Genomic DNA, 22,085 nt, shown 5'->3' with positions numbered 1-22,085 from the left:
AGAATGAGTACCAACACTTCTTTCGCTTCATCTTTTCCCTCCTCGACCCCGGCCGCCGACCCGTTCGCCGCGCGCTACGGCAAGTCGCTGCCGCGGGAACTCCGCAACGAATCCGCCGGAATGGCATGGTCCGCGTTCGAAGCCGTCTACGCGCCGTCCAGCGGACCGTTCCGTCTGGGCAGTTGGTCGGAAACGAAGACCGGCCCCGGAATATGGGATTTCGAAGCGACACTCGGTATCGGCGAATCGATCTGCCAGACCGCTGCGAGCGCTCCCGGCCCGGTGGCCGCCATGACCTCGATGCTGTACGACGCGGGGTGTGCGATGGAGATCCTGTCGTTTCATCAGCACGAGATCGGGCACCGCACCGCGACATTCCTGCTCTGCGAGCGCGCCGGCATCCGCCTCTGGGCGATGGGAATCGGCGAATCCCACACGGAATCGACTTTGCGCGCAATGATCTCCGGCGCCAACCGGCTCCAGCCTGCCTGAACCCGGAACGACAGTTCAGCCCCGGTCATCGACCGGGGCTGAACTGTCGTGAACTGTTCGGTTGAAAGTGAACTGGTGCGCGATACTGGGATTGAACCAGTGACCTCTTCCGTGTCAGGGAAGCGCTCTCCCGCTGAGCTAATCGCGCGGGATGAAAAAGAAGAGAGCGGACGACGGGATTCGAACCCGCGACCCCAACCTTGGCAAGGTTGTGCGCTACCAGCTGCGCCACGTCCGCATTCGTGAAAGCCCCCGTCCTGGCGGGCCTCACTGGTCGAGCAAGTAAAACAGTCGTACATCTATCATCTATCTCGGTGCGCGATACTGGGATTGAACCAGTGACCTCTTCCGTGTCAGGGAAGCGCTCTCCCGCTGAGCTAATCGCGCGAGGTGGAGACGGGAATCGAACCCGTGTGCACGGCTTTGCAGGCCGTTGCCTCACCACTCGGCCACTCCACCGCGAAGGTTGAGTCCAACCTCTCGAGCGGACGACGGGATTCGAACCCGCGACCCCAACCTTGGCAAGGTTGTGCGCTACCAGCTGCGCCACGTCCGCATGCACCGTGTAACTCGCGGAGAATGTTCTCCGTGGTGCGGTTGAGAACATTAGCCGACCATCCGCGATAGTTACAAATCTGCAGGTCAAGCCCTCAGACGGTGAACTACGCATGAACGACGCCGGGTCGCGGGTGTGCCGCGGGCAAGAGTCGACACGAATCCCAACGACGTGATTTTCGTTCGGCCGCTCGGTCGTGTTAATGTTCCAACTCGTTCGAGCGCGAGTGTTTGGCGCGCTTCGGTCCCGTGGCTCAGTGGAAGAGCGTCCCGTTCACACCGGGGAGGTCGCTGGTTCGATCCCAGCCGGGACCACAGAGAAGAAGAGGGCGTTTCCGAAATCGGAAACGCCCTCTTTTTTCGTGTGGCGCACCCGAATAATCGGTTGTTCCGGCTCTCCGGCGCGGCGGACAATGAACTCAGCCGGCCGAATTCCCGGGTGATCCGCTATCGAAGGACTGAGTCCCATGTTCCCCGTGAGGCTGGAAGGCACCGCCGCGCCCACCTTGATGTGGGCGGAAGAGTGGACCATCGAGCAGGCTGCGTTGCAGCAGCTGCGGAACATGGCCGACCTGCCGTGGGTACACGGGGTGCGGGTCATGCCCGACGTCCACGTGGGCAAGGGTGCGACGGTCGGTTCCGTCATCGCGATGCGGGAGGCGGTCGCCCCGGCGGCGGTCGGCGTCGACATCGGGTGCGGAATGACGGCGGTCCGGACCGATGTGACCGCGAGCGATCTGCCCGACAGCCTGCGGTCGATGCGGTCGCGGATCGAGCGTGCGGTGCCGGTCGGGTTCGCCATGCACGAGCGTGCGGTGAACGTCGGGGCACTGGACGTCGCGGACGCCGGGGGAGTGAAGAAGGGATGGCACCGCTTCTGGCAGGACTTCGGTGACCTGCACTCCGGCGTTCAGGCCCGCGAATCCAAGGCGATGAAGCAGATCGGCACCCTCGGCGGCGGCAACCACTTCATCGAGGTGTGCCTGTCCGACGCCGACGAGGTCTGGCTGATGCTCCACTCCGGGTCGCGCAACATCGGCAAGGAACTGGCGGAGCGGCACATCGCGGTGGCGCGGGCGCTGCCGCACAACCAGCGGCTGGTCGATCGCGATCTGGCGGTGTTCCTCACAGGCAGTAAGGAGATGGACGCGTACCGCCACGACCTGACGTGGGCGCAGGAGTACGCGGCCCGCAACCGTGCCGTCATGCTCACGCTGGTGATGCAGGCGTTCCGGCAGGCCCTCCCCGGCAGGCCGGTGCGGTTCGACGAGCCGATCTCCTGCCACCACAACTATGTGTCGGAGGAGGTCATCGACGGTGAGCCGATGCTCGTCACCCGCAAGGGCGCGATCCGGGCCGGGCGGGGTGATCTCGGACTCATCCCCGGCTCCATGGGCACCGGTTCCTACGTGGTGCGGGGCCTGGGCTCCGAGCTGTCCTTCAATTCGGCGTCGCACGGGGCGGGCCGGACGATGAGCCGCACGAAGGCGAAGAAGCGTTTCACCGTCGACGACCTCGTGCGGCAGACGTCCGGAGTCGAATCGCGCAAGGACGCGGGCGTGATCGACGAGATCCCCGGCGCCTACAAGGACATCGAGCAGGTGATCGAAGCGCAGGCCGATCTCGTCGAGGTCGTGGCCCACCTGCGGCAGGTCGTCTGCGTCAAGGGATGACCCGCGTGCGACTGCGGCGGTGCGACGGCGCGCCGTCGCAGGTCGCGGTCGGTAGGGTGGACTGGTGACTAGCGGAGAAGCTCGGCCGGGACCCGCGCCCGAGAACGTGGACGTGGACGACTCGGATCTGTCGCCGTTCCAGGAAGCGGAGAGCCGCTGGCGTCGGTGGCGAGCACACATCGCCGCGCGGCCGAGCCTCAACCTGGCGTACCGCATCGCGGTGGGGGTGATCGGCGCACTCGTGCTGGCCGCGGGCATCGTCGCGATTCCCTACCCCGGCCCCGGCTGGTTGATCGTGTTCGCGGGGCTCGGAATTCTCGCGTCCGAGTTCGCGTGGGCCCACCGGCTGCTGCACTACGCGCGGCAGCGGTACGACAAGTTCATGGACTGGTTCTCGCGGCAGTCGCTGGTGGTCAAGGGGGCGGGCGCGCTGCTGACGTGTGCCGTCGTCCTCGCCACGCTGTGGTTGCTCGGGACGTTCGGTCTCGTCGGAACGTGGATCGGCCTCGACTACCCGTGGCTGGAGAGCCCGCTCTAGCCGGACGCATGGTTGGGTGTGACTGCTGGGCCGATAACATGGGCTGGCACATTCACCATGTCTGCACCGCACACCTCACCTAGGAGAACATCGCCGTGAGCACCCCCGCATCCGCCGCCCCAGCCGCCCTCGTCCGGGTGCCCGCGGGGACTACGGCCGGTACAGCGGTTCGGGAGGCCGGCTACCCGAGCAAGGGCCCGGACGTCGTCGTCGTGGTCCGTGACGCGGAGGGCCAGCTCAAGGACCTGTCCTGGGTGCCCGACGCCGACGTCGAGGTCGAGCCGGTCGCGGCGAATACCGACGACGGCCGCAGCGTCATCCGCCACTCGGCGGCCCACGTGCTCGCGCAGGCCGTCCAGCAGGAATTCCCCGAAGCCAAGCTGGGCATCGGCCCGCCGATCAAGGACGGCTTCTACTACGACTTCGCCGTCGATCGCCCGTTCACCCCCGAGGACCTCGCGAGCCTCGAGAAACGGATGAAGAAGATCATCAAGGGGTCACAGCGGTTCTCCCGTCGCGTCGTCGAGTCGCTCGAGGAGGCCCGCGCCGAGCTGGCGAAGGAGCCCTTCAAGCTCGAACTCATCGACGACAAGTCGGGAATCGACGATCCGGAGATCATGGAGGTGGGCGGCAACGAGCTCACCATCTACGACAACCTGGACCCGCGGACCGGCGAGAAGGTGTGGGGAGACCTGTGCCGCGGCCCGCACATCCCCACCACCAAGCACATCCCGGCGTTCAAGCTCACCCGCAGCTCGGCGGCGTACTGGCGTGGCAACCAGGACAATGCCGATCTCCAGCGCATCTACGGCACCGCGTGGGAGTCGGCGGAGGCGCAGGATCAGCACCTGGAACTGCTCGCCGAGGCCGAGCGTCGCGACCACCGCAAGCTGGGGTCGGAACTCGACCTGTTCAGCTTCCCCGACGAGCTCGGCTCCGGACTGCCCGTGTTCCATCCGCGGGGCGGGATCATCCGCACCGAGATGGAGGACTACTCCCGCAAGCGTCACGTCGAGGAGGGGTACGAGTTCGTCAATACCCCACACATCACCAAGGGGCACCTCTACGAGGTGTCGGGTCACCTGGACTGGTACCGCGACGGCATGTTCCCGGCGATGCACATCGACGAGGAGCTGAACGAGGACGGCAGCGTGCGCAAGCCGGGCCAGGACTACTACCTCAAGCCGATGAACTGCCCGATGCACAACCTGATCTTCCGCTCCCGCGGCCGGTCGTACCGAGAACTGCCGTTGCGGCTCTTCGAGTTCGGTTCGGTGTACCGGTACGAGAAGTCGGGTGTGGTTCACGGACTCACCCGTGTGCGCGGCATGACGCAGGACGACGCGCACATCTACTGCACCCGCGAGCAGATGCGCGACGAACTGGCGACCACCCTGCAGTTCGTCCTCGGACTGCTGAAGGACTACGGACTCGACGACTTCTACCTCGAGCTGTCCACCAAGAACCCGGACAAGTTCGTCGGCGACGACGCCGTGTGGGAGGAGGCGACGGCGACACTCGCCGAGGTCGCGGAATCGTCGGGGCTGAACCTCGTTCCCGATCCGGGCGGCGCCGCGTTCTACGGACCGAAGATCTCGGTGCAGGTGCAGGACGCCCTGGGCCGCACCTGGCAGATGTCGACCATTCAGCTGGACTTCAACCTGCCGGAGCGTTTCGACCTCGAGTACACGGCCACCGACGGCACCAAGCAGCGTCCGGTCATGATCCACCGGGCCCTGTTCGGTTCCATCGAACGGTTCTTCGGCGTGCTCACCGAGCACTACGCGGGTGCGTTCCCGGCGTGGCTGGCGCCCGTCCAGGTGGTCGGCATCCCGGTGGCCGAGACGTTCGCCGATCACCTCTTCGACGTGGTGAAGCGGCTGAAGGCTGCCGGTATCCGCGCCGAGGTCGACGCGAGTGACGACCGCATGCAGAAGAAGATCTTCAACAACACGGCGCAGAAGGTGCCGTTCATGCTGCTGGCGGGTGCGCGCGACGTCGAGGCGGGCGCCGTCAGCTTCCGATTCCGGGACGGCACCCAGGTCAACGGTGTGCCCGTGGACGACGCCGTGCGCATCGTCACCGACTGGATCGGTCGCCGCGAGAACGCCTCGCCGACGGCGGAACTGCTGCAACCCGGTAAGGAAGGGTGACGCACATGACCGGAGGTGACGACGTGACGGCCGACGAGATGCTCGGCGGCCCCGGCCGCCTCGTCGACCGCGGCCCCGGCGAACCCGATCACCTCCAGCGGATCTGGTCGCCGCACCGCATGTCGTACATCGCCGAGGCGCCGAAGTCGCGGGACACCCCGAACGAGCCGTTCATCGACATCCCGAAGATGGACGACGAGGACGGGTTGATCGTCGCCCGGGGTGAGCACGTCTACGCGGTCCTCAACCTGTACCCGTACAACCCGGGGCACCTGATGGTCGTTCCCTACCGCAAGGTCGCGGCGCTGGAAGACCTGACGGAAGAGGAAAGCGCCGAGTTGATGTCGTTCACCCAGCAGGCCCTGCGGGTGATCAAGCGGGTGTCGCGGCCGGACGGGTTCAATGTCGGCCTCAATCTCGGTGCGGCGGCAGGCGGTTCGCTCGCCGAGCACCTGCATCAGCACATCGTTCCGCGGTGGGGCGGGGACGCGAACTTCATCACGGTCCTCGCCGGGGTCAAGGTCATGCCGCAGTTGCTGCGCGAGACCCGGGGGCTGCTGGCGAAGGCCTGGAATGAATGACTCGATAGATGAATGACGCGCGAGTCGCTGACTCACGCGTTCGGGGTTCCTGGCAGGAAGTGAAGAACGGGGTGGAGAGGTGCTGAGCTTCTTCGGACGGGCATCCGTGTCCAAGGTGACGGCGCCATTGGGGAAGGCCCTGGTCAAGACGGGGCTCACTCCCGATTCCGTCACCGTCATCGGCACCGTGGCGACCGTGGCCGGTGCGGTCACGCTGTTTCCCAGCGGACATCTGTTCTGGGGAGCGATGTTCATCTGGCTGTTCGTGATGTTCGACATGCTCGACGGTGCCATGGCCCGCGCCCGCGGCGGCGGAACCCGGTACGGCGCCGTTCTCGACGCCACCTGCGACCGGGTGGCCGACGGTGCGATCTTCGCCGGTCTCGCCTGGTGGGCGGTCTACCACGAGAACAGCAAGCCGCTGCTGATCGCGACTCTGCTGTGCCTCGTCACCTCCCAGGTGATCTCGTACGCCAAGGCGCGCGCCGAGGCGAGTGGACTGTCCGCCGACGGCGGACTCATCGAACGACCCGATCGGCTGATCATCGTGCTGGTCGGCGCCGGGGTGACCGGGCTCGGAGTCCCATGGGCGATTCATGTCGCGATGTGGTTGCTGTCGGTCGGCAGCGTCATCACCGTGTTCCAGCGGGTCCTGGCGGTCCGCAGGTCGCCAGGCGCCCGCGACGTGCTGCCCCTGCCTCCGGCTGACACGACGCCGGAAGACGGACAGGCGAGCACGCAGTGAGCGGACTGTCGGAACGCATCAGCGACCTGGGGTACGCGGCCGGCTGGCGGCTGGTCCGTGCGCTGCCCGAGAAGGCCGCGGTCACCCTGTTCGACAGGGGAGCCGACCTCGCCGTCCGGAACGGCGGCCCGGAACAGTTGCGCCGCAATCTCGCCCGTGTGCTGGGTGTGTCCGCGGCCGATGTGCCGGACACCCTGATGCGTGCCTCGATGCGGTCCTACGCGCGCTACTGGCGGGAGGCTTTCCGGCTGCCGTCGATGGACCTCGTGAAGACCGGCGCCGCCCTCGACGAGCTGATCGAAGGGCAGAAACATCTCGACGCCGCGAAGGAAGCAGGCCGAGGCGCGATTCTGGCACTGCCGCACAGCGGCAACTGGGACATGGCAGGCGTGTGGTGCGCCCAGCACTGGGGCGGTCTGTCCACGGTCGCCGAGCGTTTGAAGCCCGAGTCGCTGTACCAGCGGTTCGTCGACTACCGCGAAGGGCTCGGTTTCGAGATCTTCCCGCTCAGCGGGGGAGAGCACCCACCTTTCGTGGAACTGTCGGCGCGACTGCGCGGCAACGGGATCGTGTGTCTGCTCGGTGAACGCGACCTGGCGAAGAAGGGTGTCCCGGTGACGTTCTTCGGGGAACCGACGCGCATGCCCGCCGGTCCCGCCAAGCTGGCGATCGACACCGGCGCGCCGCTGCTGCCGGTGCACTGCTGGTTCACGGACGGCGGGTGGGGTTTCCGCATCGACCCGCCGATCGACACCACCGACGGGGTGTTCGCGGCGACCCAGGCCCTGGCGGACCGGTTCGAGGCCAACATCGCGGCACATCCCGAGGACTGGCACATGCTCCAGCCGCTGTGGCTCTCCGACCTGTCCCAGGCGAGGCTCTCCCGCATGGAGAACTCGTGAAGATCGGAATGGTCTGCCCGTACTCGTTCGATGTCCCGGGCGGAGTGCAGGCCCACGTCGTCGACCTCGCGGAGGTCCTGATCGAGCGTGGGCACAAGGTGAGCGTCCTGGCCCCGGCGTCCGACGACATCGACCTGCCGGACTTCGTCGTCTCCGCAGGACGTGCCCTCGCCATTCCCTACAACGGTTCGGTCGCCCGGCTGAGTTTCGGCCCGGCCGCGAGCGCCCGCGTCAGGCGCTGGATCTCGGACAACAACTTCGACGTCCTGCACATCCACGAGCCCAACGCGCCGAGCCTGTCGATGCTCGCCATGCGCGTGGCCGAGGGGCCCATTGTGGCGACGTTCCACACGTCGACCACGAAGTCGTTGGTGCTGAGCACGTTTCAGGGTGTGCTCCAGCCCTACCTGGAGAGGATCAGCGGACGAATCGCGGTGTCTGAACTCGCGCGACGCTGGCAGGTGGAGTCACTCGGCTCCGATGCGGTCGAGATCCCCAACGGCGTCGACGTCCCTGCGTTCGCGAACGCGGAGCCGCTGCCCGGCTACCCACGACCCGGAAAGACCATTCTCTTCCTCGGACGCTACGACGAGCCCCGCAAGGGCATGGCGGTGCTGTTGAAGGCGCTGCCGACCTTGGTGGAGAAGTATCCCGACCTCGAGGTGCTGGTGGTCGGCCGCGGTGACGAGGACAAGCTGCGTCGCGAGGCCGGCCCGGTATTCGGGCACCTGCGACTTCTCGGCCAGGTCGACGACGCCGAGAAGGCGTCGGCGCTGCGGAGCGCCGACGTGTACTGCGCACCCAACCTCGGCGGGGAGAGCTTCGGCATCGTGCTGGTGGAGGCGATGGCCGCGGGAGCTGCCGTCGTGGCGAGCGAACTGGACGCGTTCCGCCGGGTTCTGCGGGACGGGCAGGCAGGCGTGCTGGTGCCGGTCGGGGATTCGGCGGCGCTCGCCGCCGGGATCGACTCGGTGCTCGGCGACCCCGAGCGCAGCGCCGCACTCACCGACGCCGGCCGGACGGTGGTCACCGAATACGACTGGCCGGTGGTGGCCGAACAGATCCTGCGTGTCTACGAGACCGTCACCGTCGGCCGCGACGGCGTCCGGGAGGTTGGCTCGTGACGTTCTCCGCCCTCACGATCCTGGTCCTCGCCCTGGTCGCCGCCGTCGTCCTGGCGATCGGCCTGTGGGCGTACGGAACGGCCAACCGCCTCGACCGCCTGCACGTCCGCTCCGACCTGTCCTGGCAGGCCCTCGACGCGGCTCTCGCCCGGCGGGCGGTGGTCGTGCGGGCGGCGGCCGCGGCGATGGACCCACCCGAGGGCAGGTCGCTGGCCGCGCTGGCGGCCCGGGCCGAACGGTCGGACCGGGCCGACCGGGAGATCGCCGAGAACGCGTTGTCGAGTGCGCTCTCGTCCCTCGACCCGGAGACCCTGCGCCCCCAGTTGGTGGCGGAACTCGCCGATTCGGAGGCGCGGGTGCTGATCGCCCGCCGTTTCCACAACGACGCCGTCCGCGACACCCTCGCACTCCGCACCCGGCGTCCTGTGCGATGGCTGCACCTCGGGGGCACGGCCCCGCTGCCGACGTACTTCGAGATCACCGAACGCTCGTCCGCCGCGGCGGTCACCGAAGGTCTGGCTCTCGACTCCGTCCGGACCTCCGCCCGGGTGGTGCTGCTCGACGGTGAGGGCCGGGTCCTGCTGCTCCGGGGGCACGACCCGACCGTCCCCGACATCTACTACTGGTTCACGATCGGCGGCGCCGTCGAGAAGGGGGAGAACCTGCGGGCCGCCGCGGTCCGGGAGATCGCCGAGGAGACGGGGCACACCGCGTCGCCCGAATCGCTGCGCGGACCGATGTGGCGGCGGGTGGCCATCTTCTCCTGGAACGGGCAGCTGATCCGCTCCGAGGAACTGTTCTTCGCGCTGCGCACCGACGGGTTCGAGCCGCACCACGGGGGCTTCACCGAACTCGAGAACCGCACCATCACCGGTCACCGGTGGTGCACCGCGGACACGGTGCGTGAACTGGCGGCAGCAGGTGAAGCCGTGTACCCGCACGACCTCGCGGACCTCCTCGACGAGGCAGGCGCGGTGGCCTCGGCCGCGGACGAACCCGAGGTGCGCGCGATCACCTGAGCCGCCCGCAGATCCGGAGAAAGCCAGCAATCGCGGACTGGCTACGGAACTGGACCGCCGCTCGTCCTAGAATCGGGTACTGCAGCGTGAACGTCGTCGCTCACGCATGCCGCTTTCGAAGTCAATCCACGCCACAACCCAGGAGTTCGCTGTGAGCACCCCCGACACCACCCCCACCACCGGTACGGCCCGCGTCAAGCGTGGCATGGCCGAGATGTTGAAGGGCGGGGTCATCATGGACGTCGTCACCCCCGATCAGGCGAAGATCGCCGAGGATGCCGGTGCGGTCGCGGTGATGGCGCTCGAGCGGGTGCCCGCGGACATCCGCGCGCAGGGTGGGGTGTCCCGGATGAGCGATCCGGACATGATCGACGGCATCATCTCCGCGGTGTCGATCCCGGTGATGGCCAAGGCCCGGATCGGGCACTTCGTGGAGGCGCAGATCCTGCAGTCCCTCGGGGTCGACTACGTCGACGAGTCCGAGGTGCTGACCCCGGCCGATTACGCGAACCACATCGACAAGTGGCAGTTCACGGTTCCGTTCGTCTGTGGTGCCACCAATCTCGGTGAGGCGTTGCGCCGGATCACCGAGGGTGCGGCGATGATCCGGTCCAAGGGTGAGGCCGGTACCGGTGACGTGTCCAACGCGACCACGCACATGCGGACGATCGGTGGGGAGATCCGCCGGTTGACCTCGCTGAGCGAGGACGAGTTGTATGTGGCGGCGAAGGAGCTGCAGGCGCCGTACGACCTGGTCGTCGAGGTCGCGAAGGCCGGGAAGTTGCCGGTCACGATGTTCACCGCCGGTGGTATCGCGACCCCGGCGGATGCGGCGATGATGATGCAGCTCGGTGCGGAGGGTGTGTTCGTCGGGTCGGGCATCTTCAAGTCCGGGAACCCGGCCGAGCGGGCCGCGGCGATCGTGAAGGCGACCACGTTCTTCGACGACCCGGACGTGCTGGCGAAGGTGTCCCGCGGTCTGGGTGAGGCGATGGTCGGGATCAACGTCGACGACATCCCCGTCCCGCACCGGCTCGCCGAACGCGGCTGGTGATCCCCGCGATCGATCGGTGATCGATCGCGGCGCTCCCGGCGCCGCACTGCTTCCGTTCGCACCGCACGAGGTCCCGACCCGGGCCTCGTGCGGTGCGGTGTGCCGGTGCCCGGGACCCGTGTGAGAGTGTCAGCGGACGAGCATCGGAAGGGGCCGTGAATGGCGACGATCGAAGAGATCCTGGAAGTGGAACGCCTCGAGGAGAACATCTTCCGAGGCATAGCGACCGAGACCATGCTTCCCCGCACATTCGGTGGGCAGGTGGCCGGTCAGGCGCTGGTGGCGGCGGTCCGCACGGTCGACCCCCGCTTCATGGTGCATTCGCTGCACGGCTACTTCCTCCGCCCCGGAAACCCCACGATGCCCATCGTGTACCTCGTGGACCGCATTCGGGACGGCCGGTCGTTCGTCACCAGACGGGTCAGCGCCGTCCAGGACGGTCAGGCGATCTTCACGATGTCGGCGTCGTTCCAGGTCGAGGACGAGGGCATCGAGCACCAGGACGAGATGCCCGTGGTCCCGCCGCCCGACACGCTGCCGTTCGCCAGTGACTCCGACGACCCGGAGATCGCCTGGCTCGCCCAGGAGTGGTCCGACTGGGACATCCGGATGGTCGGACACGGCGAGGTCGACCGCCGGCGCGGTGCGGCCGCCCAGCAGCAGGCGTGGTTCCGGTCCCGCAAGACGCTGCCCGACGACCCCGTCTTCCACGTCTGCGCACTGGCCTACATGAGCGACATGACGCTGATCGGTTCCGCCATGACCCCGCACCCCGGAGTCGAGATCAACGGTGCCTCACTCGATCACGCGCTGTGGTTTCTGCGACCGTTCCGGGCCGACGAGTGGCTGCTGTACGACCAGACGTCACCGTCCGCCGGTTTCGGTCGGGCGCTCGCGCAGGGGCGGATCTTCGACCGGAAGGGCAACCTGGTCGCCGCCGTCGTGCAGGAAGGGCTGACCCGGTTCCTGCGCACGACGTGAGGGGGCTCAGCGGCCCGCCCGGACGGCGGGCCTCGGCGGATGGTCGTACCGCACCAGCAGGTCGGGTTCGACCGTGACGTCGGCCGCGCGGCGCAGCAGGGCGGGCACGGTCCACCGTTGATCGGCCGGGGTTCGGCGCATCAGGGCTCCCTCACCGAGATGGAGTTGCACGGTGACGTCGAAGTCGAGGTCCCGGCCGAGCAGCATCGGGCCGGCGACGAGAAGCACCTGACCGTCGGCCGCGGGAACACGGGCGCAGCGGGCGGAGCGATCCTCGTCCTCGTCCCACAGGCGCGGCAACCACCGGCGGTCGGTGCGGATCGACCGCACCACCTCCCGGTTCAGGGCGTCGTAGTCGAACCAGAGGGTGCGGTAGCTGAGTTCGTCGTCGCGTCCGTGCTCGAACCGCAGGGAGGCGGGCCGGACGTAGTCGTGGAGGGACACCACGTCGCATGGGCGGCCCTGCTCCCGCAGCGACGCGCACACCGCGTCCGCGAGGGGCAGGGGGTGCGCGCCGTCGGGAGCGTCGATCGCGACGACGGCGTTGCCGTGAACGGCGAGGCATCGTTCGGAGACGAGGGCGACGAGGCCGTCCGGGCTCGTCGGTGTGAACATCGTCATGGCACCCATGGTGCCTCGAGCCCGAACCGGGCGGATAACCTTGACCAGGCACAGAAGGAGGGCTCATGGCAAGCATCGAGGACGTTCTCGAACTCGAAGCGCTGGAGAAGGACATCTTCCGCGGCGCGGTTCATCCGTCTGTTCTGACGAGGACGTTCGGCGGGCAGGTCGCGGGTCAGTCGCTGGTGTCCGCGGTCCGTACCGTCGACGAGGCATTCAAGGTCCACTCCCTGCACGGGTACTTCCTGCGCCCCGGAAATCCGGCGAAACCCACCGTCTACCTGGTCGACCGGATCCGGGACGGCAGATCCTTCTGCACGAGGCGCGTCACCGGAATCCAGGACGGCAAGGCGATCTTCACCATGTCGGCGTCGTTCCACAGCGAGGACGAGGGCATCGAGCATCAGGACACGATGCCGTCCGTCCCCGCGCCGGAGGAACTCGTCGACGCACAGACCCTCGAGGAGTTCGCCGCCACCGATCTCTACCGGGAGTGGAAGGAATGGGACGTCCGCATCGTTCCGCCCGGATCCACCGGGAAGACCCCCGGAATCGCCGCGCAGCAACGGGTGTGGATGCGGTACCGCAGCAAGCTGCCCGACGATCAGGTCTTCCACATCTGCACGCTCGCCTACCTCAGTGACATGACGCTCCTCGGTGCGTCGAAGGTCCCGCACCCGGGAGTGGTCACGCAGACGGCGTCGCTCGATCACGCCATGTGGTTCATGCGCCCGTTCCGCGCCGACGAGTGGCTGCTCTACGACCAGACCTCGCCCTCCGCCGGCTTCGGCCGCGCCCTCACCCAGGGCCGCATGTTCGACCGGAACGGCACCATGGTCGCTGCCGTCGTCCAGGAGGGGTTGACCCGCATCCAGCGCGATCAGGACAAGCGCGACATCGAGACAGGAAACATGGCATGACCCGTCCCCTCGTCGGAGTACTCGCCCTGCAGGGCGACGTCCGTGAACACCTTGCGGCACTGAACGATTCGGGTGCCGACGCCGTCGGCATCCGGCGCCCGGAGGAGCTCGACAAGATCGACGGCCTCGTCATCCCGGGCGGCGAGTCGACCACGATGAGCAAGCTGCTGCAGATCTTCGAACTGCTCGAGCCGCTGAAGGCGCGTCTGCGCGACGGGTTGCCCGCCTACGGGTCCTGCGCCGGGATGATTCTCCTCGCGAGCGAGATCCTCGACACGAGACCCGACGCGCAGCACCTCGGTGCGATCGACATGACGGTGCGCCGCAACGCCTTCGGTCGTCAGGTCGACTCCTTCGAGTCCGACCTCGAATTCGAGGGCATCGTCGGCGAGCCGATCCGGGCCGTGTTCATCCGGGCTCCGTGGGTGGAGCGCGTCGGCGACGACGTGCAGGTCCTTGCCCGCGTGCCCGAGTCGGGTGGCGCGGCCGCCGGACGGATCGTGGCCGTCCGGCAGGGCGCCGTGGTGGCCACGTCGTTCCACCCGGAGGTGACGGGCGACCGGCGGGTGCACGAGTTGTTCGTCGACATCGTCCGCGGGGTCTAGCTCGCCGGACGGGGTGCGACGAGCGAGTTGAGGAGCGCCGCACCCTGCGCGGCGCCGTCCACGGTGACCGCGAACGGGCGGCCGCCGGTGCGGGTCACCACGATGCCGTCGCCGGCGCGGATCACGACCGCGGTCCCGCGCGGCGTGAAGCGGTAGCCCCAGCCGCCCCATTCCGCGGGCCGGATCTCGGTGACCCGGGCCTCGTCGACGGAGTCGAGCGGGATCCTCCGCCAGCGGACGTTCCACGACGACAGGGTGAGTCCCGTGCGGTCGATCTGCACGGTCACGGAGGCGAAGCCGCCGGCGGCGACCGCCAGGCCGAGGAACAGGACGGCGAGCCAGAGCGCTCCCACCAGCCCGGAGACGACGGCGGCCACGGCCATGGCGAGAGCGAGCACGCCCGCCCACCGCCCGCGGGCAAATCCGGTCCAGGCTGCGCGTTCGCCGGGACCCAGCGGGACGGGCAGCGTCGGCGCTGCACCGTTCTCCGTGGAATGCGACGTCCGGGGGAGCAGGGCGAACGTCGCGATCGCCCACAGGATTCCCAGGAGGGGAACGACGATCCACCAGCCCAGCGTCGCGGCCTCGGGCGAGCCCGCGTCGATCGTGGCAGCGACGCTGACGATCCAGGCGGTGGCCACCGTCCACCCGATGAGAACGGTGGCGGGAAGCCAGAGCGCGGCGTCGGTGCGGACCCGCGCCGCCACGACGCCGGCGGTCACGGCGGCGGCCGCGCAGACGGCGGCAGCGATCCAGAAGTAGGTGGTCGTGTCGCTGAATCGGTCGGGTTCGGTGCCGGACCAGTGGCTGGCCACCACCGGCGGCAGTTCGCCGCTCCACGCGAGTCTCGCGATCACGAGCGCGAGGAGGGGCACAGCCGAGGTCGCGGCGAGGAGCCGCGTGCGGGAGGTCGTCATTGTCTGGTGGTCTCCTTGATCACGTCGAGCATCTGTTCGGTGTCGAGTCCGAGGCGTCGTGCCTCGGACACGAAAGCGCGTGCGGCTTCGGTCAATCCGGTGCGTACCGGGTCCGTGTCGGCGCGGACGACCGCGCCCCGGCCCCGGCGGAGGTCGATCAGGCCCTCGTCGCGCAGCGCGGCGTACGCGCGCAGCACGGTGTGGAGGTTGACGTCGATGGACTCGGCCAGCGCCCGGGCAGAGGGCAGCCGGTCGCCCGCGCCGATCTCGCCGCGCAGGAACGCGCCGCGCACATTGGCCGCGATCTGTTCACCCAGTGGGGTGGTGGAGCTGTGGTCGACCCGCATCAACATGTTTGCATTCTATGCAAACAATGCCGACTTATGCGAGTTGTTACCCCGGGAACGCACGGGGGCGGCCGGGCTGCGGGTAACATCGTCAAAGCTGAAACCGCGCATTCGGCGTGCCAAAGGCAGCAGGAAAGGGGCTTGAATCGCATGAGCGGCCACTCCAAATGGGCCACCACCAAGCACAAGAAGGCTGTGATCGATGCCAAGCGTGGCAAAGCCTTCGCGAAGCTGATCAAGAACATCGAGGTGGCGGCCCGTACCGGCGGTGGCGATCCTGCGGGAAATCCCACCCTGTACGACGCCATCCAGAAGGCCAAGAAGACGTCGGTCCCCAACGACAACATCGAGCGCGCGCGCAAGCGCGGCGCCGGTGAAGAAGCGGGCGGCGCCGACTGGCAGACCATCATGTACGAGGGCTACGGACCCAACGGTGTCGCCGTCCTCATCGAGTGCCTGACCGACAACCGCAACCGCGCGGCCGGCGAGGTACGTACCGCGATGACCCGCAACGGCGGCAACATGGCCGACCCGGGTTCCGTGTCCTACCTGTTCACGCGCAAGGGCGTCGTCACCCTGGAGAAGGGTGACCAGTCCGAGGACGACGTGCTGATGGCGGTCCTCGACGCGGGTGCCGAAGAGGTCACCGACCTCGGCGACACGTTCGAGATCGTGAGCGAGCCCACCGACCTCGTCGCCGTCCGCAGCGCACTGCAGGACGCGGGAATCGACTACGACTCCGCCGAGGCCGACTTCCGCGCGTCCGTCGAGGTCCCGGTCGACGCCGACGGAGCCCGCAAGGTGTTCAAGCTCGTCGACGCGCTCGAGGAGTCCGACGACGTCCAGAACGTCTACACCAACGTCGACCTGTCCGACGAGGTGCTCGCGGAGCTCGACGACTAGATCGCACGACGCACGGCGCGGGGTGGGGGAGCGGTGCTCGCCCGCCCCGCGCCGTCCTGCGTGTTGGTGCGCCGACTCGTCCGACCCCACGGCTAAGCTATCGAACAGCTGTTCGGCGTGGGAGAGGTGGCTTTGCGTGCGTGTGCTGGGTGTGGATCCCGGTCTGACCCGGTGCGGATTCGGAGTGGTGGACGGCGGCAGCGGCCGCACCGTCACCCCGATCGCCGTCGACGTGGTCCGAACCCCGGCAGACCTCGAGCTGTCGTCCAGGCTGCTGCGGATCTCCGAGGCGGCCGAATCGTGGATCGATCTGCACAGGCCCGAGGTCGTGGCGATCGAGCGGGTGTTCTCCCAGCACAATGTGCGCACCGCGATGGGCACCGCGCAGGCGGGTGGCGTCGTCGCCCTCGCCGCCGCGCGCCGCGGCATCCCCGTGTGTTTCCATACCCCCAGTGAGGTCAAGGCCGCCGTCACCGGGAGTGGCTCGGCAGACAAAGCTCAGGTGACGGCCATGGTGACGCGCATCCTCAAACTGGCGGCCGCACCCAAACCGGCCGACGCGGCGGACGCGCTGGCCTTGGCGATCTGCCATTGCTGGCGGGCGCCGATGATCGAACGCATGGCCCGCGCCGAAGCCGCGGCCGCCGAACAGAAACGTCGCTACCAGGCCCGACTGGCCGAAGTGAAGAAGGCAGGTACACGATGATCGCGTCCGTCCGCGGCGAGGTGCTCGAGATCGCCCTCGACCATGCGGTGATCGAATCCGCGGGAGTGGGATACCGCGTGAACGCGACGCCGGCCACTCTCGGCGGACTGCAGCGGGGAACCGAGGCCCGGCTGGTCACGGCGATGATCGTCCGCGAGGACTCGATGACCCTGTACGGGTTCCCCGACTCGGAGTCCAAGGAGTTGTTCGGGCTGCTCCAGACGGTGTCGGGTGTCGGCCCGCGCCTGGCGATGGCGACCCTCGCCGTCCTCGAACCCGACGCGTTGCGGGCGGCACTGGCCGAGGGCAACGTCACGGCCCTCACACGGGTGCCGGGCATCGGCAAGCGCGGGGCGGAGCGGATGGTCGTCGAACTGCGCGACAAGGTCGACGCCGTCGCGTCCACCGCCGGGGCGGTGCCGCTCGGTGCGGGCGGCGGCGGATCGGTCCGCGACCAGATCGTCGAAGCCCTCGTCGGGCTCGGATTCCCGGCCAAGCAGGCCGAGCAGGCCACCGACGCCGTCCTCGCCGAGGCGCCCGAGTCGACCACCTCGTCCGCGCTGCGCTCCGCCCTGTCGCTGCTCGGGAAGACCAGATGAATCCCGAACCCGGCGGCGACTACGACGAGGAATCCCCGGTCTCGGCCGATCTCGTCGCCGGCGACGGCGACATCGAGGCCAGCCTGCGGCCGAAGAATCTCCACGACTTCATCGGGCAACCGCGGGTCCGCGAGCAGTTGCAACTCGTCCTGACCGGCGCCAAGATGCGCGGCGGCACCCCCGACCACATCCTGCTCTCGGGCCCGCCCGGGCTGGGGAAGACCAGCATGGCGATGATCATCGCCGCCGAACTGGGCTCCTCGCTGAGACTGACGTCGGGTCCGGCGCTGGAACGTGCCGGCGACCTGGCCGCCATGCTGAGCAATCTCGTCGAGGGCGACGTGCTGTTCATCGACGAGATCCACCGCATCGCCCGGCCTGCCGAAGAGATGCTCTACCTCGCGATGGAGGACTTCCGGGTCGACGTCGTGGTCGGCAAGGGTCCCGGCGCCACGTCCATTCCCCTCGAGGTCGCGCCGTTCACCCTGGTCGGGGCCACCACCCGCTCGGGGGCGCTCACCGGGCCGCTGCGCGACCGGTTCGGCTTCACCGCCCACATGGACTTCTACGAACCCGCGGAACTACAGCAGATCCTCATGCGATCGGCGGGCATTCTCGGAGTGCAACTCGGCGAGGACGCCGGCGCCGAGATCGCGAGCAGGTCCCGGGGCACGCCCCGCATCGCGAACCGCCTCCTCCGCCGTGTCCGCGACTACGCCGAGGTCCGGGCGGACGGCGTCGTCACCCGCGAGATCGCCCACGCGGCCCTCGCCGTCTACGACGTCGACCAGCTGGGACTCGACCGCCTCGACCGGTCCGTTCTCAGCGCTCTCGTGCGCAGCTTCGGCGGTGGCCCGGTCGGGGTGTCCACCCTGGCCGTCGCGGTGGGTGAGGAGCCCGCCACCGTCGAGGAGGTGTGTGAGCCTTTCCTCGTCCGTGCCGGAATGATCGCCCGGACACCTCGCGGTCGTGTCGCCACGGCCGCCGCGTGGACGCAACTGGGCCTGACCCCGCCGCCGGACGCTGTGACCGGCGGAATCGAGGTTCGCGTCAACGAGCCGCAGGCCTCCCTGTTCGATCCGGAAGACCCCTGAGCGTCCCCCGGAGAAACGCCCGCCTCGTGCCGACCGAACCGGTGTCCGGGCCGGTGATGGCACACTGGTGTATTGCATCGGTCCAACCGGGACCAGTGCTTCGGACCGTGCGACATACCTCGAGGTTGACTTACAGATGGATTTTCTCTTCCCGCTCCTGATTCTGGCGCTGCTCGTCCCCATGTTCCTGGGGATCCGCCGACAGAAGAAGGAGGCGGCCAAGGTGACCGCTCTGCAGGACTCGCTCTCGGTCGGCGACCGCATCCTCACGACTGCCGGTCTGCACGGAACCGTCGTCGCACTCGGCGACGAGACGATCGATCTCGAGATCGCTCCCGGCGTGGTCACCACGTGGTCGCGTCTCGTCGTCCGTGAGCAGATCGTCGACTCCCCGCTGCAGGGTGACGGTTCCATCGACCACGAGTCGATCGACGCCGAGGCCCCCGCCACCGACATCGTGCGCGAGGATCGTGAGAACGGCGGCGACACCCCGCCGCGGCTGAACAAGGATTGATCGACGCTTCCGCGGCGTACCCGCGCAGCCGTCGCGTCGCAGACGCCGGGCGTGGCAACCGGGGCACAGCCCTGCGTCTGCCGGCCCGGTGCGCTGTGAACGTTCCCACCCGAACTGCACGTACTGAGGAGACATAGAGATCGTGGCACCTTCCACAGGATCGGTGCATCCCGTCCGCTACCTCACCGTTTTCGCGGTGCTCGTGGCGGTTCTGTATGCCCTGGTGTTCTTCACCGGCGACAAGTCCGCGACACCCAAGCTGGGCATCGACCTGCAAGGTGGGACCCGAGTCACCCTCACCGCACGCACCCCGGACGGCAGCAAGCCGACACCGGACAGCCTGCGGCAGGCCCAGGAGATCATCGAGACCCGTGTGAACGGACTCGGTGTGTCCGGCTCCGAGGTTGTCATCGACGGCGACAACCTCGTCATCACCGTCCCCGGTGACGACAGCGCACAGGCGCGTTCGCTCGGCCAGACGGCGCGGTTGTACGTCCGCCCCGTGCAGACGTCCCAGGCCGCGGCCGCTCCGGGCACGCAGGCACCCGCCGCGGGTGAGACGCCGGCGCAGACTCCCGCTGGAGCCGAGAGTCCCGCGCCCCAGAACCGGCCGTTCCCGGCTCAGGATCCGTCCACCTCTCCCGAGCCGGCTCCGACGGCGGAACCGGCGCCCGCCGACGCGTCCGGCACCGAGACCGCCGAGGCGGCCGACGAGATCGCGGCAGCGCGCGCGACGCGTCAGAGCACCGACCCGGCCGTGCAGCAGCAGGCCATGGCGACGCTCGACTGCAGTGTGCCCGATCCGCTGCGCGGCAACGACGACCCGGCGCTGCCACTCGTCGCGTGCTCGACCGACGGTCAGGCCGTGTACCTGCTGGAGCCGGCGATCATCGACGGGCAGGAGATCGCCGACGCGACATCCGGCTACAACTCCCAGCAGTCGCGGCACGAGGTGAGCCTGACGTTCAAGTCCGAGGGCAGCAACACCTGGGCCACGTTCACGTCGCAGAACATCGGCAAGCAGGCCGCGTTCACGCTCGACTCCAAGGTGGTGAGCGCACCGGTCGTCCAGGGCGCGACACCCGCGGGCAGCTCGACGTCGATCACCGGCTCGTTCACCGCGGAAAGCGCGAAAGAACTCGCGAACACCCTGAAGTACGGCTCACTGCCGCTCTCGTTCGCGGCGTCGGAGGCGGAGACCGTGTCCGCGACGCTGGGTCTCGCCTCGCTGGAGGCCGGTCTCATCGCCGGTCTGGTGGGTCTGGTCCTGGTGCTGCTCTACTGCCTGCTCTACTACCGCATGCTCGGGGTGCTCACGGCGCTGTCGCTGGTGCTGTCCGGTGTGATGGTCTACGCGATCATGGTGCTGCTCGGCCGGTACATCAATTTCACCCTCGATCTCGCGGGCATCGCCGGTCTGATCATCGGTATCGGTATGACCGCCGACTCGTTCGTGGTGTTCTTCGAGAGAATCAAGGACGAGATGCGGGAGGGCCGCAGTTTCCGGTCCGCGGTTCCGCGCGGCTGGGCCCGTGCGCGCCGCACCATCCTGTCCGGTAACGCGGTCAGCTTCATCGCCGCCGCGGTGCTGTACGTCCTCGCGGTCGGCCAGGTGCGCGGCTTCGCGTTCACCCTCGGCCTGACCACCATCCTCGATGTCGTCGTGGTGTTCCTGGTGACGTGGCCGCTGGTCCACCTGGCCTCGAAGTCGCCGTTCTGGTCGAAGCCCGGTGTCAACGGGCTGGGTGCCGTGCAGCAGATCGCCAAGGAACGCAAGGCTGCCGCAGCGTCGGCGAAGGAGTCACGAGTATGAGCGAATCGACCACGTCCCAGTCTGCGTCGCAGACGGACCCCGAGTCTTCGCTGTCCGATTCGGGCGTCAATCAGTCGTCGATGCCCCAGCACAGCCTGCTGTCGCGGCTCTACACCGGAACCGGCGCCTTCGAGGTGGTCGGGCGTCGCCGCTTCTACTACATCCTGACCGGCACGATCGTGCTGATCTCGTTGCTGAGCATCCTCGTCCGCGGGTTCACCCTCGGTATCGACTTCGAGGGTGGATCGCGGATCCAGTTCCCCGCCGGCGCCGGGGTGGAGACCTCGCAGGTGGAGGACGTCTACTCCCAGGCGCTGGGCATGGACCCCGTCTCGGTGCAGACGGTGGGCTCGGGGTCGAGCGCGACCGTGCAGATCCGCTCCGAGGCACTCGACGCGGCACAGGTGGTGACTCTTCAGGACGCGTTGTACGACACGTTCCAGCCGAAGGACAGCGACGGCAACGTCAGCAAGAACGTGATCAGCGTCGCCGACGTCAGCGAGACGTGGGGCGGGCAGATCACCCAGAAGGCGCTGATCGCGCTGCTTGTGTTCCTGGTGATCGTGAGCGTGTACATCGCCGTCCGGTTCGAGCGGGACATGGCGATCGCCGCGATCGTCGCGCTGTTCTTCGACATCGCCGTCACTGCCGGTGTGTATTCGCTGGTCGGCTTCGAGGTGACCCCGGCGACCGTCATCGGCCTGCTGACGATCCTCGGTTTCTCGCTCTACGACTCGGTGGTGGTGTTCGACAAGGTCGAGGAGAACACGCGGGGGATTCTCCACCTCACCCGTCGCACCTACGCCGAGCAGGCGAACCTGGCGATCAACCAGACGCTGATGCGATCCATCAACACCACCCTGATCAGCGTGTTGCCGGTGCTCGCGCTGATGGTGGTCGCGGTCTGGATGCTCGGTGTCGGAACGCTGAAGGACCTGGCGCTGGTGCAGCTCGTGGGCATCATCGTCGGTGCCTACTCGTCGATCTTCTTCGCGACACCGCTGCTGGTCACGCTGAAGGAGCGGTGGGGTCCGGTGGCCGCGCACACGCGCAAGGTCCTCGCTCGCCGGGCGACGCTGGCGCAGGGCGGGGCGCAGAAGGCCGGTACCCCGGCCGCCGAGGTCGCAGCGTCCACGGCGGACGTCACCGTCCAGCGCCGCCGGTCGGCGGCGACCGCACCCACTCCAGGCTCACGTCCCACCGGGAAGCGCAACAAGAAGAGGCACTGA

The 22,085-nt window shown here is 68.2% G+C and carries 23 protein-coding genes and 6 tRNA genes; 21 read left to right on the top strand and 8 right to left on the bottom strand.

Annotation, left to right across the window (positions count from 1 at the left end):
- Positions 1 to 3 precede the first annotated feature (3 nt).
- A complete protein-coding gene (locus OYT95_RS02460) occupies positions 4 to 492 on the top strand; it encodes an alpha-isopropylmalate synthase regulatory domain-containing protein (RefSeq protein WP_128638856.1) in 489 nt (162 codons plus the stop codon).
- A 73-nt stretch (positions 493 to 565) separates the two neighbouring features.
- On the opposite strand, the gene OYT95_RS02455 is transcribed toward OYT95_RS02460, so the two are convergent.
- From OYT95_RS02455 to OYT95_RS02435, 5 genes are all read right to left on the bottom strand, one after another.
- Positions 566 to 640, bottom strand: a tRNA-Val gene (locus OYT95_RS02455).
- A gap of 17 nt (positions 641 to 657) precedes the next feature.
- Positions 658 to 730: transfer RNA gene (locus OYT95_RS02450), tRNA-Gly, on the bottom strand.
- A 77-nt stretch (positions 731 to 807) separates the two neighbouring features.
- Positions 808 to 879, bottom strand: a tRNA-Val gene (locus OYT95_RS02445).
- 1 nt (position 880) lies between these two features.
- Positions 881 to 951 (bottom strand) — tRNA-Cys (locus OYT95_RS02440).
- A 24-nt stretch (positions 952 to 975) separates the two neighbouring features.
- A tRNA-Gly gene (locus OYT95_RS02435) sits at positions 976 to 1,048 on the bottom strand.
- 242 nt (positions 1,049 to 1,290) lie between these two features.
- On the opposite strand from OYT95_RS02435, the gene OYT95_RS02430 reads away from it, so the two are divergent.
- The 11 genes from OYT95_RS02430 to OYT95_RS02380 all read left to right on the top strand — a co-directional run bounded on the left by OYT95_RS02430 (position 1,291) and on the right by OYT95_RS02380 (position 11,817).
- Positions 1,291 to 1,362: transfer RNA gene (locus OYT95_RS02430), tRNA-Val, on the top strand.
- 152 nt (positions 1,363 to 1,514) lie between these two features.
- Positions 1,515 to 2,720, top strand: coding sequence for an RtcB family protein (locus tag OYT95_RS02425; RefSeq protein WP_128638855.1), 1,206 nt, complete (start codon positions 1,515 to 1,517; stop codon positions 2,718 to 2,720).
- A 112-nt stretch (positions 2,721 to 2,832) separates the two neighbouring features.
- Entirely contained in the window at positions 2,833 to 3,258 is a 426-nt protein-coding gene (locus tag OYT95_RS02420) for a TIGR02611 family protein (protein WP_037240571.1), read from the top strand.
- Positions 3,259 to 3,353: 95 nt separating this feature from the next.
- The gene (gene thrS / locus OYT95_RS02415) at positions 3,354 to 5,411 is read left to right on the top strand and encodes a threonine--tRNA ligase (protein WP_268790794.1); all 2,058 of its coding nucleotides are present in this window, start codon (positions 3,354 to 3,356) and stop codon (positions 5,409 to 5,411) included.
- A 5-nt stretch (positions 5,412 to 5,416) separates the two neighbouring features.
- Positions 5,417 to 5,992, top strand: a complete 576-nt coding sequence (locus tag OYT95_RS02410) for an HIT family protein (RefSeq protein WP_005240964.1) — start codon at positions 5,417 to 5,419, stop codon at positions 5,990 to 5,992.
- Positions 5,993 to 6,071: 79 nt separating this feature from the next.
- Positions 6,072 to 6,737: a phosphatidylinositol phosphate synthase gene (gene pgsA, locus OYT95_RS02405; RefSeq protein ID WP_268790793.1), complete on the top strand. Its 666-nt coding sequence runs from the start codon at positions 6,072 to 6,074 to the stop codon at positions 6,735 to 6,737.
- Entirely contained in the window at positions 6,734 to 7,639 is a 906-nt protein-coding gene (locus tag OYT95_RS02400; RefSeq protein ID WP_268790792.1) for a phosphatidylinositol mannoside acyltransferase, read from the top strand. Before pgsA ends, OYT95_RS02400 begins: the two co-directional genes overlap by 4 nt.
- Positions 7,636 to 8,763, top strand: coding sequence for a glycosyltransferase family 4 protein (locus tag OYT95_RS02395; protein WP_037240582.1), 1,128 nt, complete (start codon positions 7,636 to 7,638; stop codon positions 8,761 to 8,763). The genes OYT95_RS02400 and OYT95_RS02395 overlap by 4 nt, the downstream gene beginning before the upstream one ends.
- Positions 8,760 to 9,782: an NUDIX hydrolase gene (locus OYT95_RS02390; RefSeq protein ID WP_037240584.1), complete on the top strand. Its 1,023-nt coding sequence runs from the start codon at positions 8,760 to 8,762 to the stop codon at positions 9,780 to 9,782. Before OYT95_RS02395 ends, OYT95_RS02390 begins: the two co-directional genes overlap by 4 nt.
- A 151-nt stretch (positions 9,783 to 9,933) precedes the next feature.
- Positions 9,934 to 10,836 carry a pyridoxal 5'-phosphate synthase lyase subunit PdxS gene (pdxS, locus tag OYT95_RS02385; protein WP_011598631.1) on the top strand — a complete coding sequence of 301 codons (903 nt, stop codon included), beginning with the start codon at positions 9,934 to 9,936 and terminating at the stop codon, positions 10,834 to 10,836.
- A 159-nt stretch (positions 10,837 to 10,995) separates the two neighbouring features.
- Positions 10,996 to 11,817, top strand: a complete 822-nt coding sequence (locus OYT95_RS02380) for an acyl-CoA thioesterase (RefSeq protein WP_009480128.1) — start codon at positions 10,996 to 10,998, stop codon at positions 11,815 to 11,817.
- Positions 11,818 to 11,823: 6 nt separating this feature from the next.
- Here the strand turns inward: OYT95_RS02380 and OYT95_RS02375 are convergent, their stop codons facing one another.
- Entirely contained in the window at positions 11,824 to 12,447 is a 624-nt protein-coding gene (locus tag OYT95_RS02375; RefSeq protein WP_112300692.1) for a hypothetical protein, read from the bottom strand.
- 56 nt (positions 12,448 to 12,503) lie between these two features.
- Between OYT95_RS02375 and OYT95_RS02370 the strand changes: the two genes are divergently transcribed.
- Positions 12,504 to 13,358: an acyl-CoA thioesterase gene (locus OYT95_RS02370; protein WP_037239911.1), complete on the top strand. Its 855-nt coding sequence runs from the start codon at positions 12,504 to 12,506 to the stop codon at positions 13,356 to 13,358.
- Positions 13,355 to 13,963 carry a pyridoxal 5'-phosphate synthase glutaminase subunit PdxT gene (pdxT, locus tag OYT95_RS02365; RefSeq protein ID WP_037239913.1) on the top strand — a complete coding sequence of 203 codons (609 nt, stop codon included), beginning with the start codon at positions 13,355 to 13,357 and terminating at the stop codon, positions 13,961 to 13,963. The genes OYT95_RS02370 and pdxT overlap by 4 nt, the downstream gene beginning before the upstream one ends.
- On the opposite strand, the gene OYT95_RS02360 is transcribed toward pdxT, so the two are convergent.
- On the bottom strand, positions 13,960 to 14,880 hold the full coding sequence (locus tag OYT95_RS02360) for a hypothetical protein (protein WP_128638851.1): 921 nt from the start codon (positions 14,878 to 14,880) through the stop codon (positions 13,960 to 13,962). The genes pdxT and OYT95_RS02360 overlap by 4 nt on opposite strands.
- Complete coding sequence (locus OYT95_RS02355; RefSeq protein WP_037239917.1) at positions 14,877 to 15,233, bottom strand: GntR family transcriptional regulator; 357 nt, start codon at positions 15,231 to 15,233, stop codon at positions 14,877 to 14,879. Before OYT95_RS02355 ends, OYT95_RS02360 begins: the two co-directional genes overlap by 4 nt.
- Before the next feature lie 144 nt (positions 15,234 to 15,377).
- Here OYT95_RS02355 and OYT95_RS02350 point away from each other — a divergent pair, with 144 nt between their 5' ends.
- The 7 genes from OYT95_RS02350 (at position 15,378) to secF (ending at position 22,085) form a co-directional block, all read left to right on the top strand.
- Complete coding sequence (locus OYT95_RS02350) at positions 15,378 to 16,130, top strand: YebC/PmpR family DNA-binding transcriptional regulator (protein ID WP_128638850.1); 753 nt, start codon at positions 15,378 to 15,380, stop codon at positions 16,128 to 16,130.
- A gap of 136 nt (positions 16,131 to 16,266) precedes the next feature.
- Positions 16,267 to 16,836: a crossover junction endodeoxyribonuclease RuvC gene (gene ruvC, locus OYT95_RS02345; RefSeq protein WP_037239920.1), complete on the top strand. Its 570-nt coding sequence runs from the start codon at positions 16,267 to 16,269 to the stop codon at positions 16,834 to 16,836.
- Positions 16,833 to 17,435, top strand: a complete 603-nt coding sequence (gene ruvA, locus OYT95_RS02340; RefSeq protein ID WP_037239923.1) for a Holliday junction branch migration protein RuvA — start codon at positions 16,833 to 16,835, stop codon at positions 17,433 to 17,435. Before ruvC ends, ruvA begins: the two co-directional genes overlap by 4 nt.
- Complete coding sequence (gene ruvB / locus OYT95_RS02335) at positions 17,432 to 18,529, top strand: Holliday junction branch migration DNA helicase RuvB (RefSeq protein WP_037239926.1); 1,098 nt, start codon at positions 17,432 to 17,434, stop codon at positions 18,527 to 18,529. Before ruvA ends, ruvB begins: the two co-directional genes overlap by 4 nt.
- A gap of 136 nt (positions 18,530 to 18,665) precedes the next feature.
- A complete protein-coding gene (gene yajC / locus OYT95_RS02330; protein WP_128638849.1) occupies positions 18,666 to 19,043 on the top strand; it encodes a preprotein translocase subunit YajC in 378 nt (125 codons plus the stop codon).
- Positions 19,044 to 19,185: 142 nt separating this feature from the next.
- Positions 19,186 to 20,856: a protein translocase subunit SecD gene (gene secD / locus OYT95_RS02325; protein WP_128638848.1), complete on the top strand. Its 1,671-nt coding sequence runs from the start codon at positions 19,186 to 19,188 to the stop codon at positions 20,854 to 20,856.
- Positions 20,853 to 22,085: a protein translocase subunit SecF gene (gene secF, locus OYT95_RS02320; protein WP_128638847.1), complete on the top strand. Its 1,233-nt coding sequence runs from the start codon at positions 20,853 to 20,855 to the stop codon at positions 22,083 to 22,085. The genes secD and secF overlap by 4 nt, the downstream gene beginning before the upstream one ends.

This window comes from Rhodococcus sp. JS3073, from assembly GCF_026810085.1.
GTDB lineage: Bacteria > Actinomycetota > Actinomycetes > Mycobacteriales > Mycobacteriaceae > Rhodococcus_F > Rhodococcus_F wratislaviensis.
This window is presented reverse-complemented; position numbering and strand designations above follow the sequence as displayed.

Bases quoted from the DNA above. Each gene is read 5' to 3' on its own strand.
- yajC (WP_128638849.1), top strand. From the start codon at position 18,666: ATGGATTTTCTCTTCCCGCTCCTGATTCTGGCGCTGCTCGTCCCCATG.
- OYT95_RS02355 (WP_037239917.1), bottom strand. From the start codon at position 15,233: ATGTTGATGCGGGTCGACCACAGCTCCACCACCCCACTGGGTGAACAG.
- ruvA (WP_037239923.1), top strand. From the start codon at position 16,833: ATGATCGCGTCCGTCCGCGGCGAGGTGCTCGAGATCGCCCTCGACCAT.
- OYT95_RS02380 (WP_009480128.1), top strand. From the start codon at position 10,996: ATGGCGACGATCGAAGAGATCCTGGAAGTGGAACGCCTCGAGGAGAAC.
- ruvB (WP_037239926.1), top strand. From the start codon at position 17,432: ATGAATCCCGAACCCGGCGGCGACTACGACGAGGAATCCCCGGTCTCG.
- OYT95_RS02360 (WP_128638851.1), bottom strand. From the start codon at position 14,880: ATGACGACCTCCCGCACGCGGCTCCTCGCCGCGACCTCGGCTGTGCCC.
- OYT95_RS02370 (WP_037239911.1), top strand. From the start codon at position 12,504: ATGGCAAGCATCGAGGACGTTCTCGAACTCGAAGCGCTGGAGAAGGAC.
- OYT95_RS02410 (WP_005240964.1), top strand. From the start codon at position 5,417: ATGACCGGAGGTGACGACGTGACGGCCGACGAGATGCTCGGCGGCCCC.
- OYT95_RS02425 (WP_128638855.1), top strand. From the start codon at position 1,515: ATGTTCCCCGTGAGGCTGGAAGGCACCGCCGCGCCCACCTTGATGTGG.
- OYT95_RS02350 (WP_128638850.1), top strand. From the start codon at position 15,378: ATGAGCGGCCACTCCAAATGGGCCACCACCAAGCACAAGAAGGCTGTG.
- pdxT (WP_037239913.1), top strand. From the start codon at position 13,355: ATGACCCGTCCCCTCGTCGGAGTACTCGCCCTGCAGGGCGACGTCCGT.
- OYT95_RS02375 (WP_112300692.1), bottom strand. From the start codon at position 12,447: ATGGGTGCCATGACGATGTTCACACCGACGAGCCCGGACGGCCTCGTC.
- secF (WP_128638847.1), top strand. From the start codon at position 20,853: ATGAGCGAATCGACCACGTCCCAGTCTGCGTCGCAGACGGACCCCGAG.
- OYT95_RS02460 (WP_128638856.1), top strand. From the start codon at position 4: ATGAGTACCAACACTTCTTTCGCTTCATCTTTTCCCTCCTCGACCCCG.